The 22,811-nt window shown below is 65.3% G+C and carries 13 protein-coding genes and 2 pseudogenes; 10 read left to right on the top strand and 5 right to left on the bottom strand.

Annotated elements, in window-relative coordinates; translation table 11 throughout:
- Positions 1-82: 82 nt before the first annotated feature.
- Positions 83-1,888 carry an acyl-CoA dehydrogenase gene (locus KF886_13200; GenBank protein MBX3178311.1) on the top strand — a complete coding sequence of 602 codons (1,806 nt, stop codon included), beginning with the start codon at positions 83-85 and terminating at the stop codon, positions 1,886-1,888.
- A gap of 13 nt (positions 1,889-1,901) precedes the next feature.
- Here the strand turns inward: KF886_13200 and KF886_13195 are convergent, their stop codons facing one another.
- Positions 1,902-3,413: a metallophosphoesterase gene (locus KF886_13195; GenBank protein MBX3178310.1), complete on the bottom strand. Its 1,512-nt coding sequence runs from the start codon at positions 3,411-3,413 to the stop codon at positions 1,902-1,904.
- 195 nt (positions 3,414-3,608) lie between these two features.
- Here KF886_13195 and KF886_13190 point away from each other — a divergent pair.
- Together KF886_13190 and KF886_13185 are read left to right on the top strand one after the other, a co-directional pair.
- Positions 3,609-3,929: pseudogene (locus tag KF886_13190) on the top strand (prepilin-type N-terminal cleavage/methylation domain-containing protein).
- Between the two features lie 162 nt (positions 3,930-4,091).
- Positions 4,092-4,661: a hypothetical protein gene (locus tag KF886_13185; GenBank protein ID MBX3178309.1), complete on the top strand. Its 570-nt coding sequence runs from the start codon at positions 4,092-4,094 to the stop codon at positions 4,659-4,661.
- 64 nt (positions 4,662-4,725) lie between these two features.
- Here KF886_13185 and KF886_13180 read toward each other — a convergent pair whose 3' ends face one another.
- The gene (locus tag KF886_13180; GenBank protein ID MBX3178308.1) at positions 4,726-6,057 is read right to left on the bottom strand and encodes a hypothetical protein; all 1,332 of its coding nucleotides are present in this window, start codon (positions 6,055-6,057) and stop codon (positions 4,726-4,728) included.
- 175 nt (positions 6,058-6,232) lie between these two features.
- On the opposite strand from KF886_13180, the gene KF886_13175 reads away from it, so the two are divergent.
- Together KF886_13175 and KF886_13170 are read left to right on the top strand one after the other, a co-directional pair.
- Positions 6,233-7,276: an exo-alpha-sialidase gene (locus KF886_13175; GenBank protein MBX3178307.1), complete on the top strand. Its 1,044-nt coding sequence runs from the start codon at positions 6,233-6,235 to the stop codon at positions 7,274-7,276.
- A 77-nt stretch (positions 7,277-7,353) separates the two neighbouring features.
- Positions 7,354-7,848, top strand: coding sequence for a cupin domain-containing protein (locus KF886_13170; GenBank protein MBX3178306.1), 495 nt, complete (start codon positions 7,354-7,356; stop codon positions 7,846-7,848).
- A 464-nt stretch (positions 7,849-8,312) separates the two neighbouring features.
- Here the strand turns inward: KF886_13170 and KF886_13165 are convergent, their stop codons facing one another.
- The 3 genes from KF886_13165 to KF886_13155 form a co-directional block, all read right to left on the bottom strand.
- Positions 8,313-9,053: a DUF1080 domain-containing protein gene (locus KF886_13165; GenBank protein MBX3178305.1), complete on the bottom strand. Its 741-nt coding sequence runs from the start codon at positions 9,051-9,053 to the stop codon at positions 8,313-8,315.
- Positions 9,054-9,123: 70 nt separating this feature from the next.
- Complete coding sequence (locus tag KF886_13160; protein ID MBX3178304.1) at positions 9,124-10,476, bottom strand: hypothetical protein; 1,353 nt, start codon at positions 10,474-10,476, stop codon at positions 9,124-9,126.
- Positions 10,477-10,481: 5 nt separating this feature from the next.
- On the bottom strand, positions 10,482-11,822 hold the full coding sequence (locus KF886_13155) for a Gfo/Idh/MocA family oxidoreductase (GenBank protein MBX3178303.1): 1,341 nt from the start codon (positions 11,820-11,822) through the stop codon (positions 10,482-10,484).
- A gap of 764 nt (positions 11,823-12,586) precedes the next feature.
- Between KF886_13155 and KF886_13150 the strand changes: the two are divergent.
- The 5 genes and pseudogenes from KF886_13150 to KF886_13130 all read left to right on the top strand — a co-directional run bounded on the left by KF886_13150 (position 12,587) and on the right by KF886_13130 (position 22,805).
- Positions 12,587-12,697 (top strand): annotated as a pseudogene (locus KF886_13150) (type II secretion system protein).
- A gap of 156 nt (positions 12,698-12,853) precedes the next feature.
- The gene (locus KF886_13145) at positions 12,854-13,654 is read left to right on the top strand and encodes a hypothetical protein (protein ID MBX3178302.1); all 801 of its coding nucleotides are present in this window, start codon (positions 12,854-12,856) and stop codon (positions 13,652-13,654) included.
- Positions 13,655-13,949: 295 nt separating this feature from the next.
- Positions 13,950-16,490 carry an exo-alpha-sialidase gene (locus tag KF886_13140; protein ID MBX3178301.1) on the top strand — a complete coding sequence of 847 codons (2,541 nt, stop codon included), beginning with the start codon at positions 13,950-13,952 and terminating at the stop codon, positions 16,488-16,490.
- A 148-nt stretch (positions 16,491-16,638) separates the two neighbouring features.
- The gene (locus tag KF886_13135; GenBank protein MBX3178300.1) at positions 16,639-20,517 is read left to right on the top strand and encodes a transporter substrate-binding domain-containing protein; all 3,879 of its coding nucleotides are present in this window, start codon (positions 16,639-16,641) and stop codon (positions 20,515-20,517) included.
- Positions 20,514-22,805 carry a response regulator gene (locus KF886_13130; GenBank protein MBX3178299.1) on the top strand — a complete coding sequence of 764 codons (2,292 nt, stop codon included), beginning with the start codon at positions 20,514-20,516 and terminating at the stop codon, positions 22,803-22,805. The genes KF886_13135 and KF886_13130 overlap by 4 nt, the downstream gene beginning before the upstream one ends.
- Positions 22,806-22,811 lie beyond the last annotated feature (6 nt).

Genomic DNA, 22,811 nt, shown 5'->3' with positions numbered 1-22,811 from the left:
GACGCGCCTCGTGGTTGACCCTCCGGCCCCGCTGCGCTAAACTCCCGCTTCACCGGAAAACCACCCTCTATGGAGAATCCCGATGGCCGAGTCCTTCGCCAGCCTTCGCAACCTTCGCTTCCTGCTCTACGAGGTCCTGGACGCCGCATCGCTGTGCGCCCTGCCCCGCTTCTCGGATCACGACGCCGAAACCTTCGACCTCGTGCTTGATGCGGGAGCGAAACTGGCAAAGGAAGAGCTGTACCCGCTGTTCAAGAGGATGGACGCCGAGCCGCCGCGGTTTGAGGATGGCGCGGTGCGCGTGTTGCCCGAGGTGCGCGACCTGCTGCGGCATTGCGGAGAGGGCGGCTGGATCGGCGCGCACGCCGGCTACGAGGAGGGCGGCCAGCAACTGCCGGACACGGTGCTGGTGGCGCTGCGCTTCCTGTTCGCCGCGGCAAACTACTCCGCCAGTGTCTATCCGTTTCTCAGCACCGGCGCGGCGCAGTTGATCCTCTCATTCGGGTCGAGAGAGCTGGCCGACACATACGTGCCCGCGCTTTTTGAGGGGCGGTGGCAGGGCACGATGGCCATGACGGAGCCGCATGCGGGGAGTTCGCTGTCGGATCTCACGACCGAGGCGCGCGAGACCGGGGACGGCTACTACCTGCTTACCGGCCAGAAGATCTTCATTTCGTGCGGCGATCACGACGCTGCGGACAACATCGTCCACCTGATGCTGGCCCGGATCGCGGGCGCACCGCCGGGGGTCAAGGGCATTTCGCTCTTCGTTGTGCCCAAGTGGCGCCCGACGGCGGGCGGCGGGCTGGAGCGCAACGACATCGCGTGCACCGGCGTCTTCCATAAGCTCGGTTACCGAGGCGCGCCCATCACCCAGCTTGAACTCGGCGAGCATGGCGACTGCCGGGGCTGGCTCGTGGGCGAGGCGCACCAGGGCCTGCGGTACATGTTTCAGATGATGAACGACGCCCGCGTGGGCGTGGGCATGGGCGCCACGGCCATCGCGACGGCGGCCTACCACGCGTCGCTCGGGTATGCGCGCGAACGGCGCCAGGGCCGCCCCATCAACGGGAAGGACCCGGCCGCGCCACCGGTACCCATTATTGAGCACGCCGACATCCGGCGCATGCTGCTCTTCCAGCGCGCCATCGCCGAGGGCTCGCTTTCGCTCATAGTCTACTGCTCGAAGCTGCTCGATCTACACCGGGCGGGTCCCGAGGAAGATCGCGCGCGCAATGCGTTGCTTCTTGACTTCCTGACCCCGGTCGCGAAGTCGTACCCCTCGGAAATGGGCATCGTTTCCGTAAGCGCGGGCCTCCAGTGCCTCGGCGGCTACGGCTACTGCGATGAATTTCCGCTGGAGCAATACTACCGGGACATCCGCATCCACCCCATCCATGAGGGGACTACCGGCATCCAGGGAATCGATTTGCTCGGGCGCAAGGTCACCATGCGGGAGGGCGCGGCGTTTAACGCCTTCGTCGAGGAAGTCGGCCGGGCCATCGAGGCGGCGCGGGGCATTGAACCGCTCCGCAACAAGGTGGCGCTGCTTACGGCCGCGCTGAAACAGTACCAGGACGTCACGCGCTCTCTCGTCGATCTGGGGCGGGAGGGCCAGACCGACGTCTTCCTGGCGGACGCCACGCTCTACCTCGAATACACCGGCATCATCGCCATGGCGTGGCAGTGGCTGCTCCAGGCCACGGCCGCGGAAAATGCGCTGGCCGACTTCGAAAACGACGCCGATCGCGACTTCTACCTGGGCAAGCGTGTCACCTGCCAGTATTTTTTCCGCTACGAGCTCCCGAAAACCGCCGGGCTCGCAACGCGATTGATGCAGGCGGACGGCCTCACCGCACGGATGGACACCCGCTGGTTCAACGACTGAACGCGGCGTCGGCTCAGCGCCGCAGCGTCACCGTAAAGGCGCGGTCCCCCGGGGACCCGGTCGAGTCCGAACGCGTCCGCCCGCTTGCCGCGGGTTCGTATTTCCGCAGCCCCCAGTCGATCCGCGCGCGGCGGTAACTCTCGGCGGAGTGGGTGGTCGGATTTTCGGCGTGGCTGAACATCCGGCTTTCGACGCGCGCGGATTCGCCATCGGCGGCGATAAAGACGTCGAGAATCCGCCCCTCCTGCGGGTAGTCGATGATGGCGCCGGTCTCGATCTCCAGATACGGATTTGTCCCGGGTATGATCGACGCATGATTGCGGTGCGTGTGGCCCACCAGGTGCATAAGCACCCCCGGATACTTCGCCAGGGCCGCGCGGAACTCTTCGGTGGATACCGTTTCGCCGGGAAAAGGCAGCGAAAACTCGACGGACGGGTGGTGGGAGGCCAGAATGACCCAATCTCCCGCGCGATGGGCGACCTCAAGCTCCGGCACAACGAATGTTTCGAAGTGCTCCCGCAAGAGCGCGCCGTAGAACAGCGGCAGGCCATAGTGCGGCCCGGCGGCGACGGTGTCGAACACGATCAGCCGGAGCGGGGCGCCCGGAATTGGCCGCGCGCTGTACCACGTTTCGCCGCGCGTCAGGGCCCGGCGCGTGAAGCCGTGACCCGCCGGCCGACCGGGGCTCGCGAGATGCAGCGCCACGAAATCGCGCGGCGCCAGAAAACGCCGCGCGGGATCCGGCGGGATCGGGCCGGCTTCCAGGGCGGAAAGGTCCACCTGCTGCGAACCGGGCGCCAGCGGCGGGCCGCTCCCGAGAATCACAGCGGGGCTGACATCGGCGGTCGGGAGCATGAAATTCCACGCGGGGTCGATCAGGTGATAGCCGATCATCTCCGCGGCGATCGGGAATAGCGGCGCGAACCAGTCCGATGGGCGCGGCGCCGTGCGATCGATCGGGAAGTTCCCCACCGCGAGGCCGTCGTGGTTCCCGTAACACGTATACCAGGGGATGGAGGGGTCGAGCCCCGCCGCCCGATAGGGCAATTTCGGGTTGATGGCGGGATCCGGATGCCGATCGACGCCGTCCAGAGCCCCCGAATCCGCCGTCACCACCTTCCCGTTCATCGTGTCCACAAACCACTGCAATTCGTTGTACTGCGCGAGATCGACCAGGTCCCCCGTCATCAATACGAAATCCACCGGCGGGCCGGCCGCGTGAATCGCGTTGATGCGCTGCAAGGTCGCGTCCAGCGTATGCACCGCCCAGGCCTCCTGCGGGCGCCAGGAAACGCTGATCACGTCCTCCGTCCGGACCGAACGCGCCGGGCTCTCCTCGTCCACGATCTGCGGGTCCGTGATATGCGCGAGGCGGACGAGATGGCGCTCCCCCGGCGCCGGGCGGGGGGATAGATCCGGTGTCTCCAGCGGCGGGCAGCCCGCGAGGACGATGGCGAGCGCGGCGAACGGCGCCGCCCGCAAACGCAAGGCGCGCGCGACGTTATATTTCGGAAATTTGTACATCGGCGTGAACAGTACGGGATTTCACGCCGCCTGTCAACCTCCCGGCAAGGTGCGAAACCGCCTTTACAAATCGGGCGAATTGCGCTAGGATGGGGTCAGGCAAGTGTTAGCGTCCCAGGGGCCCGGGCGCGGCGGGCGGTTCACGTCGGGGCTTCTCCAACAACCACGGGCAGATCTGTGAAGAGGAGCATCCCCATGAAGAAACGAAACGGTTTCACCTTGATCGAATTGCTTGTAGTGATTGCCATTATCGGCATTCTGGCGGCGATACTGTTGCCGGCCCTGGCCCGGTCGCGGGAGGCGGCACGGCGCGCCAATTGCGCGAACAACCTCAAGCAATGGGGCCTGGTGTTCAAGATGTACGCCAACGAGTCGGAGGGAGAACGGTTCCCCCCGGGCAATACGACCTATCCCCACAATGGCGCCTGGGTGCTGAGCTGGCTCAACGGCATCTCGGGCGAGTCCATCTACCCGGAGTATTGGACCGATCCGGCCACCGCGATTTGCCCGTCGGACAGCCGGACGGACTATGACCCGTTTGGCACGGGCGGCTGGGGCGTGGAGGAGGACTACAGCGGCCAGATCACGCGCCTGGCTGAACAGGCCACGGTGGCGGGCAGCAATAACTGCCTGAATCTATTCCTCTCGCTGCCGGTTTCCTACATCTACAACCCGTACATGGCCCGAACGGCCTCGCAGTACATGGACTCCGTTTGGATTCGCGCGAGCTGGTGGACCACGGTGAGCCCGATTGGCTTCACGGGCGTTGGCGGGCTGGCGGCGGCGGGATGCCCGGATATCGGCATGTGGGTGACAGACGAGGTCAACGTGAACGACATCAGCAGCGGGCTGGTGAACAGTTTCAGCCCGCGATCCAGCGGCTGGCTGGATGACGACGGCGCGCCGCTGCCCAATTCCTATTACCGCCTGCGCGAGGGGATCGAACGATTCCTCATCACGGATATCAACAACCCCGGCGCCAGCGCCAAGGCCCAGAGCGAGGTCTTTGTGATGTACGACGCCTGGGCAAACACCGACAACCTATCGGATGATCTCGGCCTGCCGATCGCGCTGGGCGTTGCGTTTTACAACCACGTTCCGGGCGGTTCGAATGTGCTCTACATGGACGGGCACGTTGAGTTCGTACGATACGAAACCAAGGCCCCGCTTATCATTAAAGCCCAGGATCCCATGGCGCTGGTGACCCAGATCGCCGGAATTAACTGGCTTATGGGCGGCCACGGTTGATCCCAGTGTATCCCGAAGCGAACGCGCGGGCTGGCGTGGCCATGGTTGCGCCGGCCCGCGCGTATTATTCCGGAAAGAGCGCCATGAGCGCGTCCGCGAAGATGGCCTGGCCGCGCGCATCCGGGTGGTTGATCGCATTGGCCAGCAGGGTCGTATAGGGGATGCCGCGGCGCCAGAGTCCGCACCAGATTCGGGAAGCGTCCGCCACGGCCACATCGTTGGCCTCCGCGAAGGCCCGCAGGCCCTGAACATAGGGGCGGGGGTCCTCGTCGAACTTGAGCGTGTCCACGCCCATCCAGTCCGGGCGGACCAGATGCGGCGTGATCAGGACGAGTTCCGCCCCCGCGCCGCGCAGGTGCTCCAGGATGGTGGTGTAGTGCGCGGTGAGGGCCTCGCCGCGCAGGTAGGCGTCGTTCACCCACTCGGCGGTCACCAGATCGGGCTTGCGATCCAACACGTCGCGCTGGAAGTCGTACGGGCCGCCGGGGGGCGCTTCGAGGTAGTCCCGGCTGCCGCGCCCGGGCCACGCCGCGGTGTGCAGCTTGATATCGGCGTCCGGATAGCGCGCGCGGAGGCGGTCCACGAACTGGTTCTGGTACCAGAGGGCGGTGTCGCCGCCCACGCCCCCGCCGTTGGTCACGCTGTCGCCCCACGCCACGATGGTGACCGGCTCCCCCGCTTCCAGTTTCGCCAGCGTCTTTGGCAGGAACTGTTCGGCGGCGTAGTACTCCGGCGGAGTCGGCTCGGCGACGGAATGTTCCACCGGCAAGAGATTTTCGGCGGTCAGGTCCGGCGCGTTGCCCGGATTCCACACGGAACCGATGGCGAACTCCCCCACTCCGGGCGCGGGCGGCGGGTCAAAGCCCAGCCCGGGCGTCCCTTCAATCAGGCGCACCTGGCCCGAAGTGTTCACCACGATCGCGTCCAGGCGCGCCGGACTCCAGGTGTAGTCGATCAGCACGGACTCATCCGCACCGATGCTGCCGGCTTCGAGTCGCCCGATCGTGCCCCAGAGCGGGTCGAGTGCGTAGTCGACGTCGCGGGCGAATGGGACGCCGCTGGCGCTCCGCACGACGACCGTTTCCGGCTGAAGCAGTCCGGTTGCGGTGCACTCTTGCGCGATCAGAGCCTTCAGGCGGGCTCCCTTCAGCCAGCCGCCCGCCTGCGGGTTGAAGAGGGGCAGCATCTGGGCCTCGCCGCGCACCGTCACGGGCGCTGGTTCGGGCACAATCAGGCGCACCGGGTCGGGCAGGGCGATCTCCCGGCCCGCGATCGAGACGGATCCGGGCCCGACATCGACCTGCCAGCCCCCCGGCGCGTGAAGGGGCATGGCGTTGAGCAGTTCCGGGCTGGCGCCCGCAAGAAAGGCGGCGGCGTGAAGTAATGCGTTAATCATGGAAGCGGGATCCCCACGGGTTTTCGCTGGCAAAGGACGGTAGTATAAACGAGCCCGGCGCCGTGCGGGCAATTCGAGACGCGAGACGGCCCATCGGCGGGTATGACGGGTTGCGGCGCGGTTGTCCCATGCCCCATGATGGCGCGGTCTGTAACCCTAAAAGGATTTCCGTAACATGCACCCATGCCCACGCTTCCTCTTCGCCGCCGCGCTCGCGGGACTGATCTGCTGCGCCGCGTCAGCGGTCGAGCCTATCCATCAGCAAACCGTGGTTCCCATTGGTCCGGAGAACCCGCGCAACAGCGAGGCCGCCATCATCCCGCTGAAGGATGGGTCCCTCTTGCTCGGCTGGACCGAGTTTTACGCGGGCGACGGCGAGGACCACGGTCCGGCGCGCCTTTCCGGGCTCATTTCGCGGGATGGCGGCAGGACCTGGGGCGAGAAGTACACGCTCGTGGAGAACGACGGCGGGCGCAACGTGATGGAGGTGAACTTCCTGCGCAGCCTGGACGGGGGAATTCACCTTTTCTACTGCCAGAAGAACACCGAGAGCACGGACTGCCGCGTGATGATGCGCACCTCCAGCGACGAAGGGAAGACGTGGAGCGAGGCGCTGCAGATGAGTCCCGCGGGCAAGTACACCGGCCTGACCAACGGGCGGTCGCTGCGCCTGAAGTCCGGCCGGATCCTGCTGGAGGCCTGGGAGAATAACGACAGCTACTGCTACCTCTCCGACGACGATGGCAAGACGTGGCGGGAATCAGCGCGGGTGCGCCCGGGCGATGGCTGCTGGGAGCCGGCGGCAATTGAATTGAAGGACGGGCGGGTGCTGATGCTGATGCGCACGGGGCTGGGCGCGCAATACCAGAGTTTTTCGACCGACGGCGGGGAAACGTGGAGCGACCCGGAACCCTCCGGGCTCAAGGGCCCCGCCGCGCCGGTGTGCATCACGCGCACCCCCGCGGGCGGCCACCTGCTCGCGGTCTGGAACCACAATCCCGATTCGGACCGGCGCAACCCTTTCACCTCGGCGATTTCGACGGACGAAGGGGCCACGTGGACGCACTTTCGGAATATCGAAGAGGGCCCGGCGGGAAGCTGGGCCTACCCGGCGATTACCTGGGTGGATGGGAACGCGCTGCTCACGTATTTCAGCTACGCGGGCAACGGGCTCCCGCTGGAACTCAAGATCCTGCCCGAGGCGTGGTTCTACGAGTAAATAGATACCCTTGTCGCGCCATTTCCGTTTCGGTACACTACGCGCGTTCAATTCGCAGACATAAAAGGAGCAGCACGATGATCGAAACGTATGCGCCCGGGGTCCGGGCTCCGGAGGCCGGCGCGGCCTACTGGCTGGTGGGGCACAAGTACGTATTCAAGGTTCGCGGCGCGGACACGGGCGGCGGGATGGCGATGGTGCATGCGACCATCCCCCACGCGCCGGGCGCGCCACCCCACATACACACGCGGGAGGATGAAGTCTTCTACGTCCTGGACGGCGAGATCACGGTGATGCTGGATGGCCAGGTATCGAAGGCGGGCCCGGGGAGTACGGTCATGCTGCCCAGGAACGTGAAGCACACGTTCTGGAACGAGAGCGGCGAGACCGCGCACATGCTCATTCACTCGACGCCGGCCGGTCTGGAGGAGTTCTTCGCGGAGGCGGGGGCGCCGGTGGGGGCCGAAGATACGGGGCCGCCGGAAATGACGCCGGAGATGATTGAGCGGCTGTTCGAGACCGCGGAGAAGTACGGTATTATTATTGATCGCCCGGAGGGGCCGATGGGCTGATTGCTGCGCGATCGGGGTGCAGCCATTCATAACGCGTTGGGTCACCCGTTAAGGATGAAAATGGACGGCGGCTTCGCCGCCTGGCAGGCGGGGACGCCTGCGCTCCCAGCCTTGGACGCTTCCTTTTTTGGGCATGCTGTATCTTGGTTTGCATGAGGCGCCGTATTCATTACACCGGTGCATTACAAGGGCTATGGAGCGGGCCTTCAGCCCTGAATCCCTGACGACCCCCTATTCCTGGGCCTTTGGCCCAGGCTGGGATGAAGCAGGCCTTCGGCCCTGAATCCCATTTCTTCGGCGCCGAAGGCGCAGATCAAATCAGCCTGGGCCGAAGGCCCAGGTAAAAGGACGACAATCTCGGCCAGGGCTGAAATCCCGTATCATCCAAACCCATTCCATGTGGCTGCTGAGTGGAAGCCCGGTCGTGAATTCTCGACGCCGTCTGCTGGGGCGGTTTCGGCGGGTCAATCCGCCGTCTCCCCCACCACCGGCGCGATCTGTTCCGGGGTGGTGACGCCGGGCGGGAGTTCGAGTATCTGGATCTTGCGGAAATGGATCTCCGCGCCTTCGGACTCCAGGCAAAGATATCCTTTTTTCACCGAGGACTGGCTGACGCCGTTCACGAATTTCCCGTTGACCGAGAGTTTCACCACCCCGTCGACGGCTACGACTTCGTAGTAATTCCACTCGCCCTTGCCGAGGCAGCGGTTCTCGATGGATTTGCTGCGCTCGCCACGGGGGTTGTCGGGCACGGTTGTCAGGCCATTGGCGCCGAACAGCTCGCCGTGCACATAGGCTATCGGGCGCGGCGTACCGTCTTTTTCCGGATTCAGGAAGGGCCATTCGAGCTCCAGCATCTGCACTTCCATCCCCTTGGGCAGGCGGCGCCCCTCGGGCACCGTGCCCTCGCTCCAGATGAATACGCCAGAGTTGCCTCCGGCCTCCATGTGCCGCCACTCGATGCGGAGGATGAAGTTCTCGTACTGCTTCTCGCTCCGCATGACGCCGATGGGCTGGCCCGCGCAGATGAGCAGGCCATCCTCCACACGCCACGTTTCCGGGCTCGTGTTGACGTCCACCCAGCCGGTGAGATCCTTCCCATTGAACAAATCGACGAATCCATCCGCTCCGGTCGCCTCGGCAAGTGCGGGATTCGCCGCAAGTAGCGGCAGGGCAAGACAGATTGAGAACAATATTCGGTACATGGCGGGGAATCTCCGTGTTGGCTGCTATGTCGGCAGGGTAACACCGGGACCCCTCCCGAACCAAGCCCGCTCACGGCCTTCCGGACTCCCGGGCGGCGCGCCAGTGATCGAGCACGGCCTCCAGCGCGGGATCACGGCCGGCGCGGTAGTCCGCGAATGACGGAACCGCCTCCAGTTGCACCTCAATGCGGTCACGGGTGTCGAGTGCCTCTCCTTCCTGATGAAAATGCGTGGAAATGCTGCCTTCGAGCCCGGTTTCCGGTAACTTGAACGGGGTGTACTGCCCGTAGCTGTTCGGCTTGCCACTGCCCGGCTCGCCGGCCAGGACCACCCCGGTGTGGCGCTCCAGACGCGCCACGAGCATCAGGGCCGACGAGAAGGTCGCGCGCCCGGTGATGGCGTAGAGCCGACCCCGGCGCGCCAGATCGGGACGGCGCCGGATACGCTCCACGAGCGGATCGACCAGCGCGATCCGCCCGCCGACATTGTGGCGCACATCGAGGATGAGGCAGGCGTCCGGCCTTGAATCGAGATCCGCGAACAACCCGTCCAGAAACTCCTCAAAGGGCTCTCCGGGCATGTCGTCGAACCAGTTGAACTGGAAGAAGATCGCGTTTTCCGATGCGAGCGTCTCGTACCAGAAGAACTCGTTGCGCCTCCGCAGGTGTCGAACCTCTTCCTCCGGCGTCCGCTGGCCTTCGCGCCACGTCTTGTATGCAGCGAAATCCCGCCCGCGAAAGGTCTCCTCGAACGATCGGCCATCGGGGCCCAACAACGTGAACTCGGCGCGGTCGCGTTCGCGCGTGATTCCCGCCGCGTGGAGCACCAGGGGCTGCCGCAACATCAGCGGAACCTGGCGCAACACCTCCATCTCGTTGTCGAGGCTGATCCAGGGGCGAAGCCGCTCGCGGACTTCTTCCAGCGGGACACCGTCAATCGCCAGCACCCGCGCGCCCGCGGCCCGATCATGGCCCGCCGCGGCATGGGTCAGGTAGAGGCCGTCGCTGAATTCCCAGGCATCGAAGGGAAAGTAGCGCGAGAGGTCCCGGCCGTAGTAGGTAAGCCAGGAGTGGCCGTCGCCCAGGGACGCCATGATGCGGTGCATGCCGAACGCGATCTCGAAATCGGTCAGGGCCGGTATCCGCGCGTGGAGATCGTCAAAGGCGGCTTCCAGGGCCTGACTGTCGGCGGTGTGAAACGGGTTCTGGTGCGCCACGCGGACGACCTGGCGCAATACGCGCAGATCCTTGCGCCAGGCCTCGGCGGACCAGCGCGCGGGTTGCGCTGCGGCGTCCATGGCGGCGAGGAGCGCCAACGCCAGCGCGGCGGTCAGCGCCCAGGCCGCGCGCACGAATAGCGCCGCCCCCTCCCGGCCCGCGCGCGGCGGTCCGGAAGGGGGCGTGGTGTGTTCACAACAATCCATGCGCCCTACAGCCCGCGCACCTCAAAGCCGTCCCGGTAGGAGCGGCGCAGCAGCTTGTTCGCGTCGCTGTTGTTGCTGAAGCGGCAGCGCCGCGCGTTCCATTCCAAGGCCTGTCCCGGCAGGCGGTTGGCGATATTGCCGAGCAGCACGGCCTCCGCCATGGGGCCCGCGAAATCGAAGTTGGAGCCCGTCGTCTGCACGCGGCCGAGGCAGGCGTCCACGAACTCGTGGTAGTGGCTGCGCTCCTCCAGTTGCGGGACGGGGTAGTTCTCGAAGTCCGCCACGGGGTGCAGCTGGGGCTTGCCCACGTGCGGGATGATCAGCGTGCCTTCCTCGCCGACGAGCATCGAGCCGCTGGGCGGCAATTCGTAATCCTCCGCCAGGTGGGGCGAGAGCAGCTTGTCCGGCTTGAGCCCGCCGTCGCGCCAGGTCGCGCATATGGTGCCGTAGGCCGTCATGGGCGTGCCGGGGAAGGTGTAGTTGATTACCGACCACGCCGGGTGCACCTCGTCGCTGTAGCTCTCGGCGCGGCCCAGCACCTGGAGCGGGTTGGTGATGTCCAGCGCCGAATAAACGGGGTCGAAGATGTGGCAGCCGAAATCACCCACCGCGCCGCCGCCAAAGGCCCGGTAGCGGCGCCACCAGAACGGGTGGTACTCGCCTTCCTTGAAGGGGATCAGTGGTCCCGTGCCACACCAGAGGTTCCAATCGAGGTGCTCGGGGATCGCGTCCGTTCCCGCGGGGTATTTCTTGTCGTCCGTGGTGAAAATGGCGCCGGGCCCCACCCAGGAATGCCATTCCTTCACCTTGCCGATGGCGCCCTCGCGCACCCAGTGCACCGCGGTGCGGTAGTACTCGTGGGAATGGATCTGATTGCCCATCTGGGTCACGACGCCCGCCTTGCGCGCCGCCACAGTGACCTTGCGCGCCTCGTAGACCTCGTGCGTCAGCGGCTTTTCGCAGAAAATGTGCAGCCCCTGCTTAATCGCGGAATAGGAAGCGGGCGCGTGTGTGTGATCGGGGGTCGCCACGCTGACGGAGTCGATTTTCCCCTCCTCCTGCGCCAGCATCTCGCGCCAGTCCCGGTAGAGCCGGGCATTGGGATAGAGCTCCGCGGCGCGCTGGAGGCTCACGGCGTCAATATCGCACAGCGCCACCACATCGACCATGTCGTGGCTCGCGATATTGCCCAGGTCGTGCTTGCCCTGCGCGGCCACGCCGATGGCGGCGTGTTGCAGCCGGCTGTTGGCGGGTTGTGCGAAGCTCAGGCGCGGCAGCACGAGCGGGGCCGCGCTGGCGATCGCCGCCTGCTTCATGAAAGTTCTTCGGGAAACGGTCTTGCTCATTCGGTACACTCCGCGTCAATACGCTGTAAGCCGCGGGCCGCCGTTCACGGTAACTGCACCATATTGCCGGGGCCCGCTACTGAATTGCCATACAGTGTACTGCCGCCCTTCCCGAATCGCAACGTGCCGAATTGCCTCCATAGCGGGGGGAGCCCATACATTACCGTTGCGTCGCTGGCGCCAACTCCCCAACCCAACCTCCACTTCCACACCACAATCGAATCTTTTCTTTGCTGAACGAGTGTCGCGACGAAGCACGGGATCCAGGAAGGTCTGGCGGCAACCTGTGGCGGCGCGTCCCGTCCTGTACCAACCCCCGCGATCCGGCGGCCCGACGCCACCGAAGAATAACGACAATCTCATGCGCGCCTAACAGCGCCCGCGTACCCTGCACGCGGTTCGGCGGGTGCCCTGTGGGGCCTCCGCGCGATCGCCGCAATGATCTACGCTCTACGACACCGCGATTAATGTGTTGACAAATCTACGTAGAGATGGTTTAATGCTAGCACGATACGCAACGGGCGATCATAGTGGACAACATTACGACCGCCCGCGCCGACGTACCACCCGGCAGGAAAGCGAGGGCAGAACATGGGCTGATTCGTTTAAACAGGCATGCGGATCATGCGGCAGCGCGGCGGGGTGCAACCTGCATCGGCTCCACCAGGGCTCCCGGATACCCGCACGAATTCCATGTGTCCTAAAGACTAGTTTTTCGGTTTAGTAACTATGCTATCCCCACTTAATTTTTAAGGAGAATACCCATGAACCACCGACCTTTTACACCAGGCGGAAGGCGCCGGGGCTTTACGCTCATCGAACTGCTGGTAGTCATCGCCATCATCGGAATCCTGGCGGCGATACTGCTCCCCGCGCTGGCGCGCGCGCGCGAGGCAGCGCGCCGCGCAAGCTGCCAGAACAACCTGAAACAGCACGGCGTGATATTCAAGATGTTTTCGAGCGAGAGCAAGGGCGAAATGTTTCCGCCGCGCGCCGTCCGCTACGCGCAAAACTACCCCAACGGCGCGGGGATGGGCGTGACCCTCGAACGGGCGTACTCGACGGAAGACCTGTACCCGGAATATCTGACGGACTTCCACATCCAGTTCTGCCCGTCCGACGGCGATTTTCACCGCTCAAAACTCGATAACTTTCTCTGGAGCCCCGAAGGAGCCAATATGCACCGCACGATCGGGTCCGGCTGGGAGAACTCCGGCGATCCCATCATGCGGGGCAAAATCGCCCACCCGAATGGCGGGAACCGGAACTGCGATCCGTCTATTTATGACCCGGCACTGCACTGCTTCTACCACGGCGGATACTGGTCCTACAATTACTGGGCAATAGTTGTCGACGGCGCCTGGTTTCAGACCCCGGATGACGTCGCCCTGTTCTTCGGCCAGACCTACGCGGAAGGCGCGGGTGACCATGCGCTGAACACGAGCACGAGCGCCGCCGCGGGGACCCTCTCTCCCAATGCCCGCGGCCTCTATCAGAACCGCGGCCTCCCGGCCACGTTCACCATCAGCACGGGGCAAGTCGTGACGGCCCAGCCACTGCGCGAAGGCGTGGAGCGCTTCTTGATCACGGACATCAACAACCCCGGAGCCGCCGCCACCTCCCAATCCAACTCGGCGATAATGTGGGACAATTCGTTTACCACCGCGGGCGCCCTTCAAGGTTCGGGCAACTTCAATCACGTTCCGGGCGGGGCCAATATCTTGTACATGGACGGACACGTTGAATTCGCCAAGTACCCGCAGCCCGTAGGAAGTAAAGCGTATGTGATGACCACGGCGGTCCAGAGCAGCAATTTGCGCAACGCGCCGTGATCTCCTCTATAGCGTAAGCGCCGTTTTACAGCCGGGTCCGGATTTCGCCTTGATTGGCGCATCCGGGCCCGGCGGCGCGTTGTGCGGCCTGTCGCGTCAGCACCCCGGCAGCCCGCGACGATTCGCCGCCGCCGGGGTTCGCGGATTTTGATGCGTGGCCAACGGTTCCTGCCAACCCATCTGAGAACATTGAGGTGAGGCCCGCTTCGTCCACTTGCGACATCAGCCGGATCTGTCGTACGGTAGGGAGCTTAGACCGGCAACCCAACCCCCCTTTTGTGTAAGGACCCTATCGATGGCCCGTTTTACCTGCTCCTACGCCACGCTTCTCACGCTCCTGGCCGCCCTGATCGCGGGTCCGGCCTTCACGGCGGATACCGCCCTCGATCTGGCCGATTCCGCCGCCTGGACCTTCGGCAGCGACAGCGCGCGCATCGACAACGGCGAACTGGTGCTGGACGGGCGCCAGGCGATGGCCCGGGCGTTCTATCTTCCCCTCGAATGGGGCGACGGATCGCTGAAGGCGTCGTTTCAGGTCGACCCGCAGGATCATGGGGTGCTGGCCTGCGGATTTGTCGTGCGCGCGGCGGATGCGAGCCATTATTACTACGTGCATTTTGACAAGACCCAAGCCATCCTGTGCCGATCGGATAAGGGCCAGTCGTGGAACGAGATCGCGCGGGCTGGCGGCCTGGACAAGCCCGCCGGCGCGTGGCACACGGGCGAACTTCGGTTCGAGGGCGATACGCTGCGCGTTTTCCTGAACGGCGCGAAGCTTTTCGAGGCGAAGGACGCCACCCTGAAGCAGGGCCGCATCGGGTTCTACGCGAACCAGGGCCGCGCGCGCGTCAAAGACATCACCGTCAGCGGCGCGCCGGCGAATGCCGAACACGATTTTACCCTGCCCGCGCCGCCACCGCCCGATTTCACGTATGTTTGCACGGATGCCGGGGCCGGCGGCTACGAAGCCTTTCCCGATGTGTGCCGCCTGAGCGACGGGCGGCTGATGTGCGTGTTCTACGCGGGCTACGACCACGTGGCGCTGCCGAACGAACAGCTGCCGAAGGGCGGCCGGATTTCCTATTGCCTCTCCAGCGACGAAGGGCGCACGTGGACCGAGGCGCGCACGCTGTTTGATGGACCCGACGACGACCGCGATCCGTCGATTGTCCAGCTTGCCAGCGGCCGCCTGATCTGCAACTTCTTCTCGCTGCGCCGGGCCGATGGCGCCTCGCCGCCGTGGACCGGGCTGGGCACGTGGATGGTGTATTCGGACGATCTCGGCGCGACCTGGTCGGAATCGCGGCAAATCACCGCGGGCTATTATTGCAGCAGCCCCATCCGCGAACTTTCGGATGGCCGGCTGGCGCTGGGCCTCTACAAGGAAACGGATAGCCTCAGCCATGGCGCGGTCGTGTTCTCCGAGGACGGCGGGATGACCTGGGGCGCGCCGGCCGATATTGACAACAACGGGATGCCGCTCGACGCGGAAACCGATCTTATCGAGCTGAAGGACGGCACGCTGCACGCGGCCCAGCGGAGCGCGGGCGACACCATGGCCTGGTCGGAATCGCGGGACGGGGGAAAGACGTGGAGCGTCTCGGCGCCCTACGGCTTCCCGGGCCACGCGCCGTACCTGCACCGCACGCTGAACGACGTGATCCTCCTGGCGCACCGCCTCCCCCAGACCAGCCTGCACTACAGCCTGGACGAAGCGGACACCTGGAGCGAGAACGTGTTCGTGGACGATTTCATCGGCGCTTATCCTTCCATGGTGAACCTCAAGGATGGCACGGTTCTCATCGTCTACTACGAGGAAGGCGCGGGTTCCAATATCCGGGCGAAACGCTTTCTCGCGAATTCCAAAGGCATCCACTTCATGCCGGTGGATCGGGGCGTGGTCCCAGGCGCGACGCTGGTGGATTACGCGCGGATCTGGGATGAAGCGCCGCACAACGCCTTCACCAACCTTATCCGCTTCCAGGATCGCTGGTTCTGCGTCTTCCGCGAAGGCCAGGGGCACGTCTCGGCCGACGGCGCCCTGCGCGTCATCACCTCCGAAAACGGCGAAACCTGGACCTCCGCCGCGCGGATTACCTCGGAAACGGCGGACCTGCGCGACGCCCAGATATGCATCACGCCGGACAACCGCCTGATGCTCACCGGGGCCGCCGCGCTCCACCAGCCTGCGGACGCGCGGCACCAGACCATGGCGTACTTCTCCGAAGACGGCTTCACCTGGACCGAGGGCGTCCCCATCGGCGAGAAGGACCTGTGGCTGTGGCGGGTCACCTGGCATGGCGACACGGCCTACGGCATCGGCTATTCGACGGGCGACAAGTGGCCCAGCCGCTTCACGCGCCTTTACAAGAGTGACGACGGCGTGAACTTCGAGGTGCTCGTGGACAAGCTCCGCGACAACGAGTACACGAACGAGAGCCAGATCGTGTTTGCGGAGGACGGTACCGCCTGGTGCCTCCTGCGGCGCGACGAAAAGGCCCCGCGGGAAACCACGGGGCTCTTCGGAACGGCCCAGCCGCCCTACACCGATTGGACCTGGCGCGACACCGGCGCGCGAACCGGTGGCCCCGCGATGATCCAGATCCCGGATGGCCGCCTGGTGGCCGCGGTGCGCCTCTACGACGAGCGAACCCGCACCTCGCTCTGCTGGATCGACCCGGACACGGGCAAATTGACGGAGTTCCTGGCCCTCCCGTCCGGCGGGGACACCAGCTATCCGGGTCTCGTATGGCACGATGGCCTTCTCTGGGTCAGCTACTACGCCTCCCACGAGGGCAAGACGAGCATCTATCTCGCGCGCGTCCGGATCGACTGATCGCGGCCCGGCGCCGGAAAAATTGTGCTTGCGTCCGCGTTTCGGGCCGTGCTATACCCATGAAAAGCAGCGCGACAGGCAGCCCCCGGTTTGGCGGCGCCCGCTGGAGGGGCAGGCAGGTGTCCGCGCCTGGTCATGGAGGTTGCCGTTGACAACTCAGCCCTTTACCAGCGGATTCGCGCGGTGGGCCGCACTCGCCCTCCTCGCCGCCCTGGCGCTGCTCGGACCGGCGCACGCGCAGCCTCCCGGTTCGCCAGGCCGTATCAACCTGACGCCGGAGGAGCGCGCGTGGGTGCAGCAGCACCCCGTGTTGCGGAGCGCCGCCACGCCCGACTGGCCGCCCTTTGACTTCGTAACGAGCGGCGGCGAGTACCGCGGCATCGACGCCGATCTCCTGCGGCGTTTCGGGGAAATGGCCGGTTTCGAGATCGAGCCGGTCACCGCGCCGTGGCCCGAGCTTTACCGCATGCTGCGGGAAGGCGAGCTCGATCTCGGCCCCGGCATGCAGGCATCGCCCGAGCGCAGGCGCTTCCTGGCGTTCACCGACCCGATTCTGGATTTCCCGCACGCCATCTACCACCGCACGGGGGAAACCGGGATCCAGCGCCTCGAAGATCTGGCGGGACGCCGCGTGGCGGTGGAGCGCGAATACTACGAACACGAATACTTGCGCGCAAACCACCCGGACTTTCAGCTTGTCGAGGTGGACAACTCGCTGGCCGCGCTGCTCGCGGTTTCCCGGGGGGAGGCCGACGCGTACGTGGGCAACGTGGCCGTTTCGTCCTACCTGATCGATCACAATGTGCTGCCGAATATCGAGATAGGGCCGTACGCCGACCTGGGGCCGCTCCAACTCTCGATCGGGGTTCGCCGGGACTACCCGATCCTCGTCCAGATTCTGAACAAGGCCATCGCGGCGCTCCCCGCGCATGAAAAACGCGAGATTATCCGCCGCTATATCACCACCCCCGAGCGTATCCCCCTTACGGAGGCGGAGCACGCGTGGATCCGGGAACACCCGGTGATCCGGCTGGGCATCGACCCGGAATTCGCCCCCTTCGAGTACGCCGGGGAGGACGGGACCTATCTGGGCATGGCCTCGGACTATGTCCAGCTGCTCAACGCGCGTCTCGGAATCAATATGCAGATCGTACACACGGAGGGTTGGGACGAGGCTGTACGTTTGACCCGGGAGCGCGAACTGGATGTGCTTCCGTGCCTGGGCCGCAGCATCGAGCGCGATCAATTCCTGGAATTCTCGCGGCCCTACCTCGCCTTTCACCGCGTTATCATCACGCGCCTCGACAACCCCTTTGTGGGCGGGCTGGAGGACCTTCACGGGTTGCGGGTCGCCGTGCAGCAGAACACGTCGCACCACGCCTTTGTCACGGAGCAATCCAGCCTGTCTCCCGTGCTTCATCCGACCTTCCGCGAGGCGCTGACGGCGGTGGCGCGGGGGGAGGCGGACTGCGCGATCGGCAACGCGGCCACCACCGCCTACTGGATCAAGCGGCTGGGCCTCTCCAATCTCCGGCTCGCGGTGCCCGCGGGTGAGGGCGTGGAGGAGTTGCACTTCGGCGTGCGGAAGGACTGGCCCGAGCTCGCGCGCATCCTCGACAAGGGCATCGCTTCCGTCACGGAGGAGGAGGCCCTGGAGATCCGGCAGAAGTGGATCGACATCGAAATGCAGACGGGCCTCGACATCCGCCGCGCGATCGGCCTCCTCGCGGCCATCGTTGCGGTGTTCCTGCCGATACTGGGGCTCATTTCCTACCACAACCGGCGGCTCCACCGGGAAGTGGCGGCCCGTATCAAGACGGAATCGGCGCTCCGCGAGAGCGAGGAGAATTACCGGACACTGGTCGAGAATGCCCACAGCATTATTCTGCGGATGACGCCTGCGGGCGAAGTTCGGTTCCTGAACCGGTATGGCGAACAGTTTTTCGGCTATCCGTCGGGCCAGATTATCGGCCAGAACATCGTTGGCACCATCGTCCCGGCGACGGATCACCGCGGGCGAGATCTCGCTTCGGCCATGACGCAGCTTGGCCGGAACCCCGACGCCTTTTCCGTCCACGAGAATGAAAACATCACCCGCGACGGGCGCCGGGTCTGGATCGCGTGGACGAACTGCCCGCTCTACGACGCCGGCGGCAGCGTGCAGGAAATCCTTTGCGTTGGCAACGACGTAACGGAGCAGCGCCGCGCCGCCGACACCCTACGGCGCTACGAATTCATCGTGAACACGGTTCGCTCGATGATGAGCGTTATCGACTCCAATGGCTGCTACGAAGCCGTCAACGACGAATGGTGCGTTGCCACCGGCGTGCCGCGCGAGACGGCCGTGGGCAAGTCCGTCGCGGACATCTGGGGCGAGGCAGCGGCCCGAAACGGCATCATGCCCCGGCTCACCCGCTGCCTTCAGGGGGAGCGCGTAGCGTACGAGTCCGCGATTGAACTTCCGGCGCGGGGGGAATGCATTTGTGAAGTTACGATGTACCCGTTTACGGATACGTATGACTTCAGGCCGCGCGCCATTGTCGTCGCGGACGATGTAACCGACCGCAAAGCGGCGGAGGCGCGCCTCCGCGAGGCCATGCAGGCCGCGGAAGCGGGCAACCGGGCGAAGAGCGCCTTTCTGGCGAACATGTCGCACGAGATCCGCACGCCGATGAACGCGGTGCTCGGCTACACCCAGCTCCTCCAGCGCGTCCCCAACCTCTCCGCGGACCAGAAGCACGCGCTGGTGGCGATTCGCCGGAGCGGCGACCATTTGCTCGCGCTGATCAACGACATTCTGGAGCTTTCCCGTATTGAGGCGGGACACGTCCAGATTGAGCCTGTGTCGTTCAATCTGCCCTTGATGCTCCAGGACCTTGAGATGATGTTCCGCGTTCGGACCGACGCACGGGGCTTGCTGCTGGAGGTGGATATCGCGCCCGAAATCCCCTCCTGTGTCCGCGCCGACCTCAATCGTATCAAGCAGGTGCTGATCAACCTGATCGGCAACGCGATAAAGTTCACGGAACGTGGCCGTATTACCGTACGGGTGCGGCGCGCCCCCGAGTCCATGGCGCCGTCCGGCGGAATTCCGCTGCGCTTCGAAGTGGAGGACACCGGCTGCGGGATCCCGGTCGAGGCGCTGGAATCCATCTTTGGAAGCTTCGAGCAGGCCGAATCCGGCGATGCGCGCCAGGAGGGCGCGGGACTCGGCCTGGCGATCAGCCGCAACTTTGCCCGGATCCTGGGCGGCGACATTACCGTCACATCCGCCCCCGGTTCGGGCAGCCAGTTCGTGTTTTCCGTTCCGGTGGAGCCCGGCGACGAGGCCGAAATCGTCGATGAGGCCCCCGCCGCCGCCGTGAAGGCCGTCCGCAACGCCAACGGCCCGGTGCGCGTGCTCGTGGTGGACGACCGCGACACCAACCGCGATCTCGTCTCCCGTATGCTTACCCCGCTCGGATTCCGCGTGGAAGCCGCATGCAACGGGCAGGAAGCGCTCGACGCCTACACCGCGCGCCGTCACGACATCGTGCTCATCGACCTCGTCATGCCCGTCATGGACGGGCGCGAGGCGATTCGCCGCATCCGCGCGCTTCCGGAGTCCGGACCGCGCGCCTGCGTCATCGCCCTCACCGCCAGCACGCTCGCGGAGGAACGGGAAACCGTCCTGGCCTACGGCGCGGACGCGTTCCTCCGGAAGCCCTTCCGGATCGACGAGCTCCTCGAAGAAATGCGGATTCATGCCGGAATCGAATACGACTACGAAGATGCGCCTGAACCGGGCCGCGCCGCCGCGCCCGCGTATGCCATGGCGCAGGCGCGCGAAGCGATTCGCAACCTGCCCGGCTCGCTCGCGGAACGCCTCCGCCACACGGTCTGGCGCGGGGCCATCAACGAGGCGCTTGCGCTGCTTCCCGAACTTCAACAAGAAGACACGCGCCTCGCGAATCTGGTACAAGAGTATACGGAGGGCTTCGTACTCGACGAATTGAGGCCCCTTTGGGACGAGGAAACTTCCGAATGAAACACGCGCTGCGCGACATCGACCCCACCCAGTATGACATTCTCATCGTGGACGACAACCCGGAAAACCTCAAGGTTCTCGGCAATTTCCTGGTCGAGCAGGGTTTCAATGTCCGCGCCGCGCGTGACGGGAAGCAGGCGCTGGACAGCGTGGAGGCCGAACCGCCGGAGCTCGTCCTGCTGGATATCCACATGCCGGTGCTCGACGGCTACGAGGTGTGCCGCCGCCTGAAGGAGAGCGAAGCGTTTTCCGACATCCCGATCATTTTCCTCAGCGCCCTGGGCGAGACGTTTAACAAGGTGCTCGCCTTCGAACTCGGCGCGGCCGACTATATCTCCAAGCCGTTTGAATTGGAAGAGGTCCGCGTCCGCGTCAACACCCAATTGATGGCGCACCGGCTACTGGCGGAGAACCGGGCCGGGTTTCGCGCGAGTTTCGAGCAGGCCGCCACGGGAATTCTCCACGCGCACCTGGACGGTTGCGTCTTCGCGGCGAACCGCCGCTTCTGCGAAATGCTCGGCATCCCCAACGAGCGCCTGATCGGGCGAAACGCGCCCGACCTCCTGGGCTCCGAACTGGGCGCGGCCCTGGCCGAGGATCTTGCGCAGCTCCGCGACGGGGCCGCCGAGTCTCCGGCGCGGAATGTCCGCTGGAGCCGCCCCGAGGGCGAAAACTGCTGGCTGCGGACGCGGTCTTCGCGCATTGTGATCAGCGCGAACCGCGATCCCTACGCCGCCGTCTTCGTGGAGGACGTCTCCGACCAGCGCCGCGCCGACGAGGATCGCGCGCGCCTGGCGGCCGCGCTCGAGCAGGCGCCCGACGCCATCGCCATTGCGGACGCGGACGGCGCCATCGTTTACGTTAATCACGCCTGGGAACAGGCCCACGGTGCGGCCCGGGACGAGCTCCGCGGCCAGCGGCTGCCGCTATTCAGCGAAGATCCGGAGCACGCCCCCGTGCGCGAGGCCCTGGCGCAAGAAGGCACGTGGCACGGGCGCACGGCGCGGCAGCTGCCCGCCGGCGCGCGCATTACCGAAGAGCACCACGTCTCGGTGGTTCGCGGGAGCCAGGGCGAAATAGAAAGCTACATTGCCGTGTCGCGCGACATTTCCCTCCAGCTCCGGCTGGAGGATCAGCTCCGCCAATCACAGAAAATGGAAGCTATCGGTACGCTCGCCGCCGGGATCGCCCACGATTTCAACAACCTGCTCGCGGCGATTTCGGGGTTCACCGAGCTGGCGCTTGAGGACTTGCCGCCGGGCACGGAGGTCAGCGCGAATCTGCGCGAAGTGGCCGGCGCGTCCGAGCGCGCGCGCGAGCTGGTGCGCCAGATTCTGGCTTTCGGACGCCAGTCGGAATTCAAGATTCGGACGATCCACCTGAACGACGCCATCGAGGACGTCATCCGGCTGCTCCGGCGAACGATCCCGCCCACGGTTGAGATCCGGTCGGATCTGGACGAATCCTGCCCGCCGGTACTTGCGGACGCGACGGCGATACACCAGATTCTCATGAATCTTTGCACGAACGCGTACCACGCCATGGAAGAAGCCGGCGGCGTGCTTGGCATCCGGCTCTCGCACGCGTGGATCGATCACGACCAACTTCAGGGCCATCCGGAGCTGGAGGCCGGCCGCTACGCGCGGATCGACGTAAGCGACACGGGCCACGGCATGGAGGAACACGTGCGGCAGCGGATCTTCGAGCCGTACTTCACCACGAAGCACCAGGTAGGCGGCACGGGGCTCGGGCTGGCAACCGTCCACGGCATCGTGAGCGACCTGAGCGGCGCGATACACGTCTACAGCGAGGCCGGGCTGGGATCCACCTTCTCGATCGTGCTCCCCATTGCCCCCGCGGGCGCGGAGGGCGCCGAATCGGCGGCGGACGACACGGCCCGGGGCGGCAATGAGCACGTTATGTTCGTGGACGACGAGGCCAGTATCTGCCGCTTCGCGGAGAAGGCATTGCAGCGTCTGGGCTACCGCGCCACCACGGTGTCGAACCCGGCGCGCGCGCTGGAATTGCTCCGCGCGGCGCCGCAGGGCTACGACGTGATCATAACCGACGAGATGATGCCGCAGATGCGCGGGTCGGAGCTGCTCGCGGCAGTCCGCGAGATCAATGCGGAGATTCCGGTGATTCTCTATAGCGGGTTCTCCGGCGCGCAACACCGCCGCCCCAACACCGATGAACTGTTTAACGCCCATGTCATGAAGCCCATGGTTACCTCGGAGCTTTCCAAGGCGATCCGGACTGTGCTGGACGGGCGCGCCCAGGCCAGCTGAGCGCCG

It is taken from the genome of Candidatus Hydrogenedentota bacterium (genome assembly GCA_019637335.1).
Classification (GTDB): Bacteria; Hydrogenedentota; Hydrogenedentia; order Hydrogenedentales; family JAEUWI01; genus JAEUWI01.
Note: the sequence above shows the minus strand (reverse complement) of the source record. Positions and strands in the feature narration are given on the sequence as shown.

What these genes read in the sequence shown, in the direction of transcription:
- KF886_13145 (MBX3178302.1), top strand. Translation starts at nt 12,854, where the DNA reads ATGGGCGTGACCCTCGAACGGGCGTACTCGACGGAAGACCTGTACCCG.
- KF886_13160 (MBX3178304.1), bottom strand. Translation starts at nt 10,476, where the DNA reads ATGGATTGTTGTGAACACACCACGCCCCCTTCCGGACCGCCGCGCGCG.
- KF886_13130 (MBX3178299.1), top strand. Translation starts at nt 20,514, where the DNA reads ATGAAACACGCGCTGCGCGACATCGACCCCACCCAGTATGACATTCTC.
- KF886_13170 (MBX3178306.1), top strand. Translation starts at nt 7,354, where the DNA reads ATGATCGAAACGTATGCGCCCGGGGTCCGGGCTCCGGAGGCCGGCGCG.
- KF886_13175 (MBX3178307.1), top strand. Translation starts at nt 6,233, where the DNA reads ATGCACCCATGCCCACGCTTCCTCTTCGCCGCCGCGCTCGCGGGACTG.
- KF886_13195 (MBX3178310.1), bottom strand. Translation starts at nt 3,413, where the DNA reads ATGTACAAATTTCCGAAATATAACGTCGCGCGCGCCTTGCGTTTGCGG.
- KF886_13185 (MBX3178309.1), top strand. Translation starts at nt 4,092, where the DNA reads ATGGCCCGAACGGCCTCGCAGTACATGGACTCCGTTTGGATTCGCGCG.
- KF886_13140 (MBX3178301.1), top strand. Translation starts at nt 13,950, where the DNA reads ATGGCCCGTTTTACCTGCTCCTACGCCACGCTTCTCACGCTCCTGGCC.
- KF886_13155 (MBX3178303.1), bottom strand. Translation starts at nt 11,822, where the DNA reads ATGAGCAAGACCGTTTCCCGAAGAACTTTCATGAAGCAGGCGGCGATC.
- KF886_13200 (MBX3178311.1), top strand. Translation starts at nt 83, where the DNA reads ATGGCCGAGTCCTTCGCCAGCCTTCGCAACCTTCGCTTCCTGCTCTAC.
- KF886_13165 (MBX3178305.1), bottom strand. Translation starts at nt 9,053, where the DNA reads ATGTACCGAATATTGTTCTCAATCTGTCTTGCCCTGCCGCTACTTGCG.
- KF886_13180 (MBX3178308.1), bottom strand. Translation starts at nt 6,057, where the DNA reads ATGATTAACGCATTACTTCACGCCGCCGCCTTTCTTGCGGGCGCCAGC.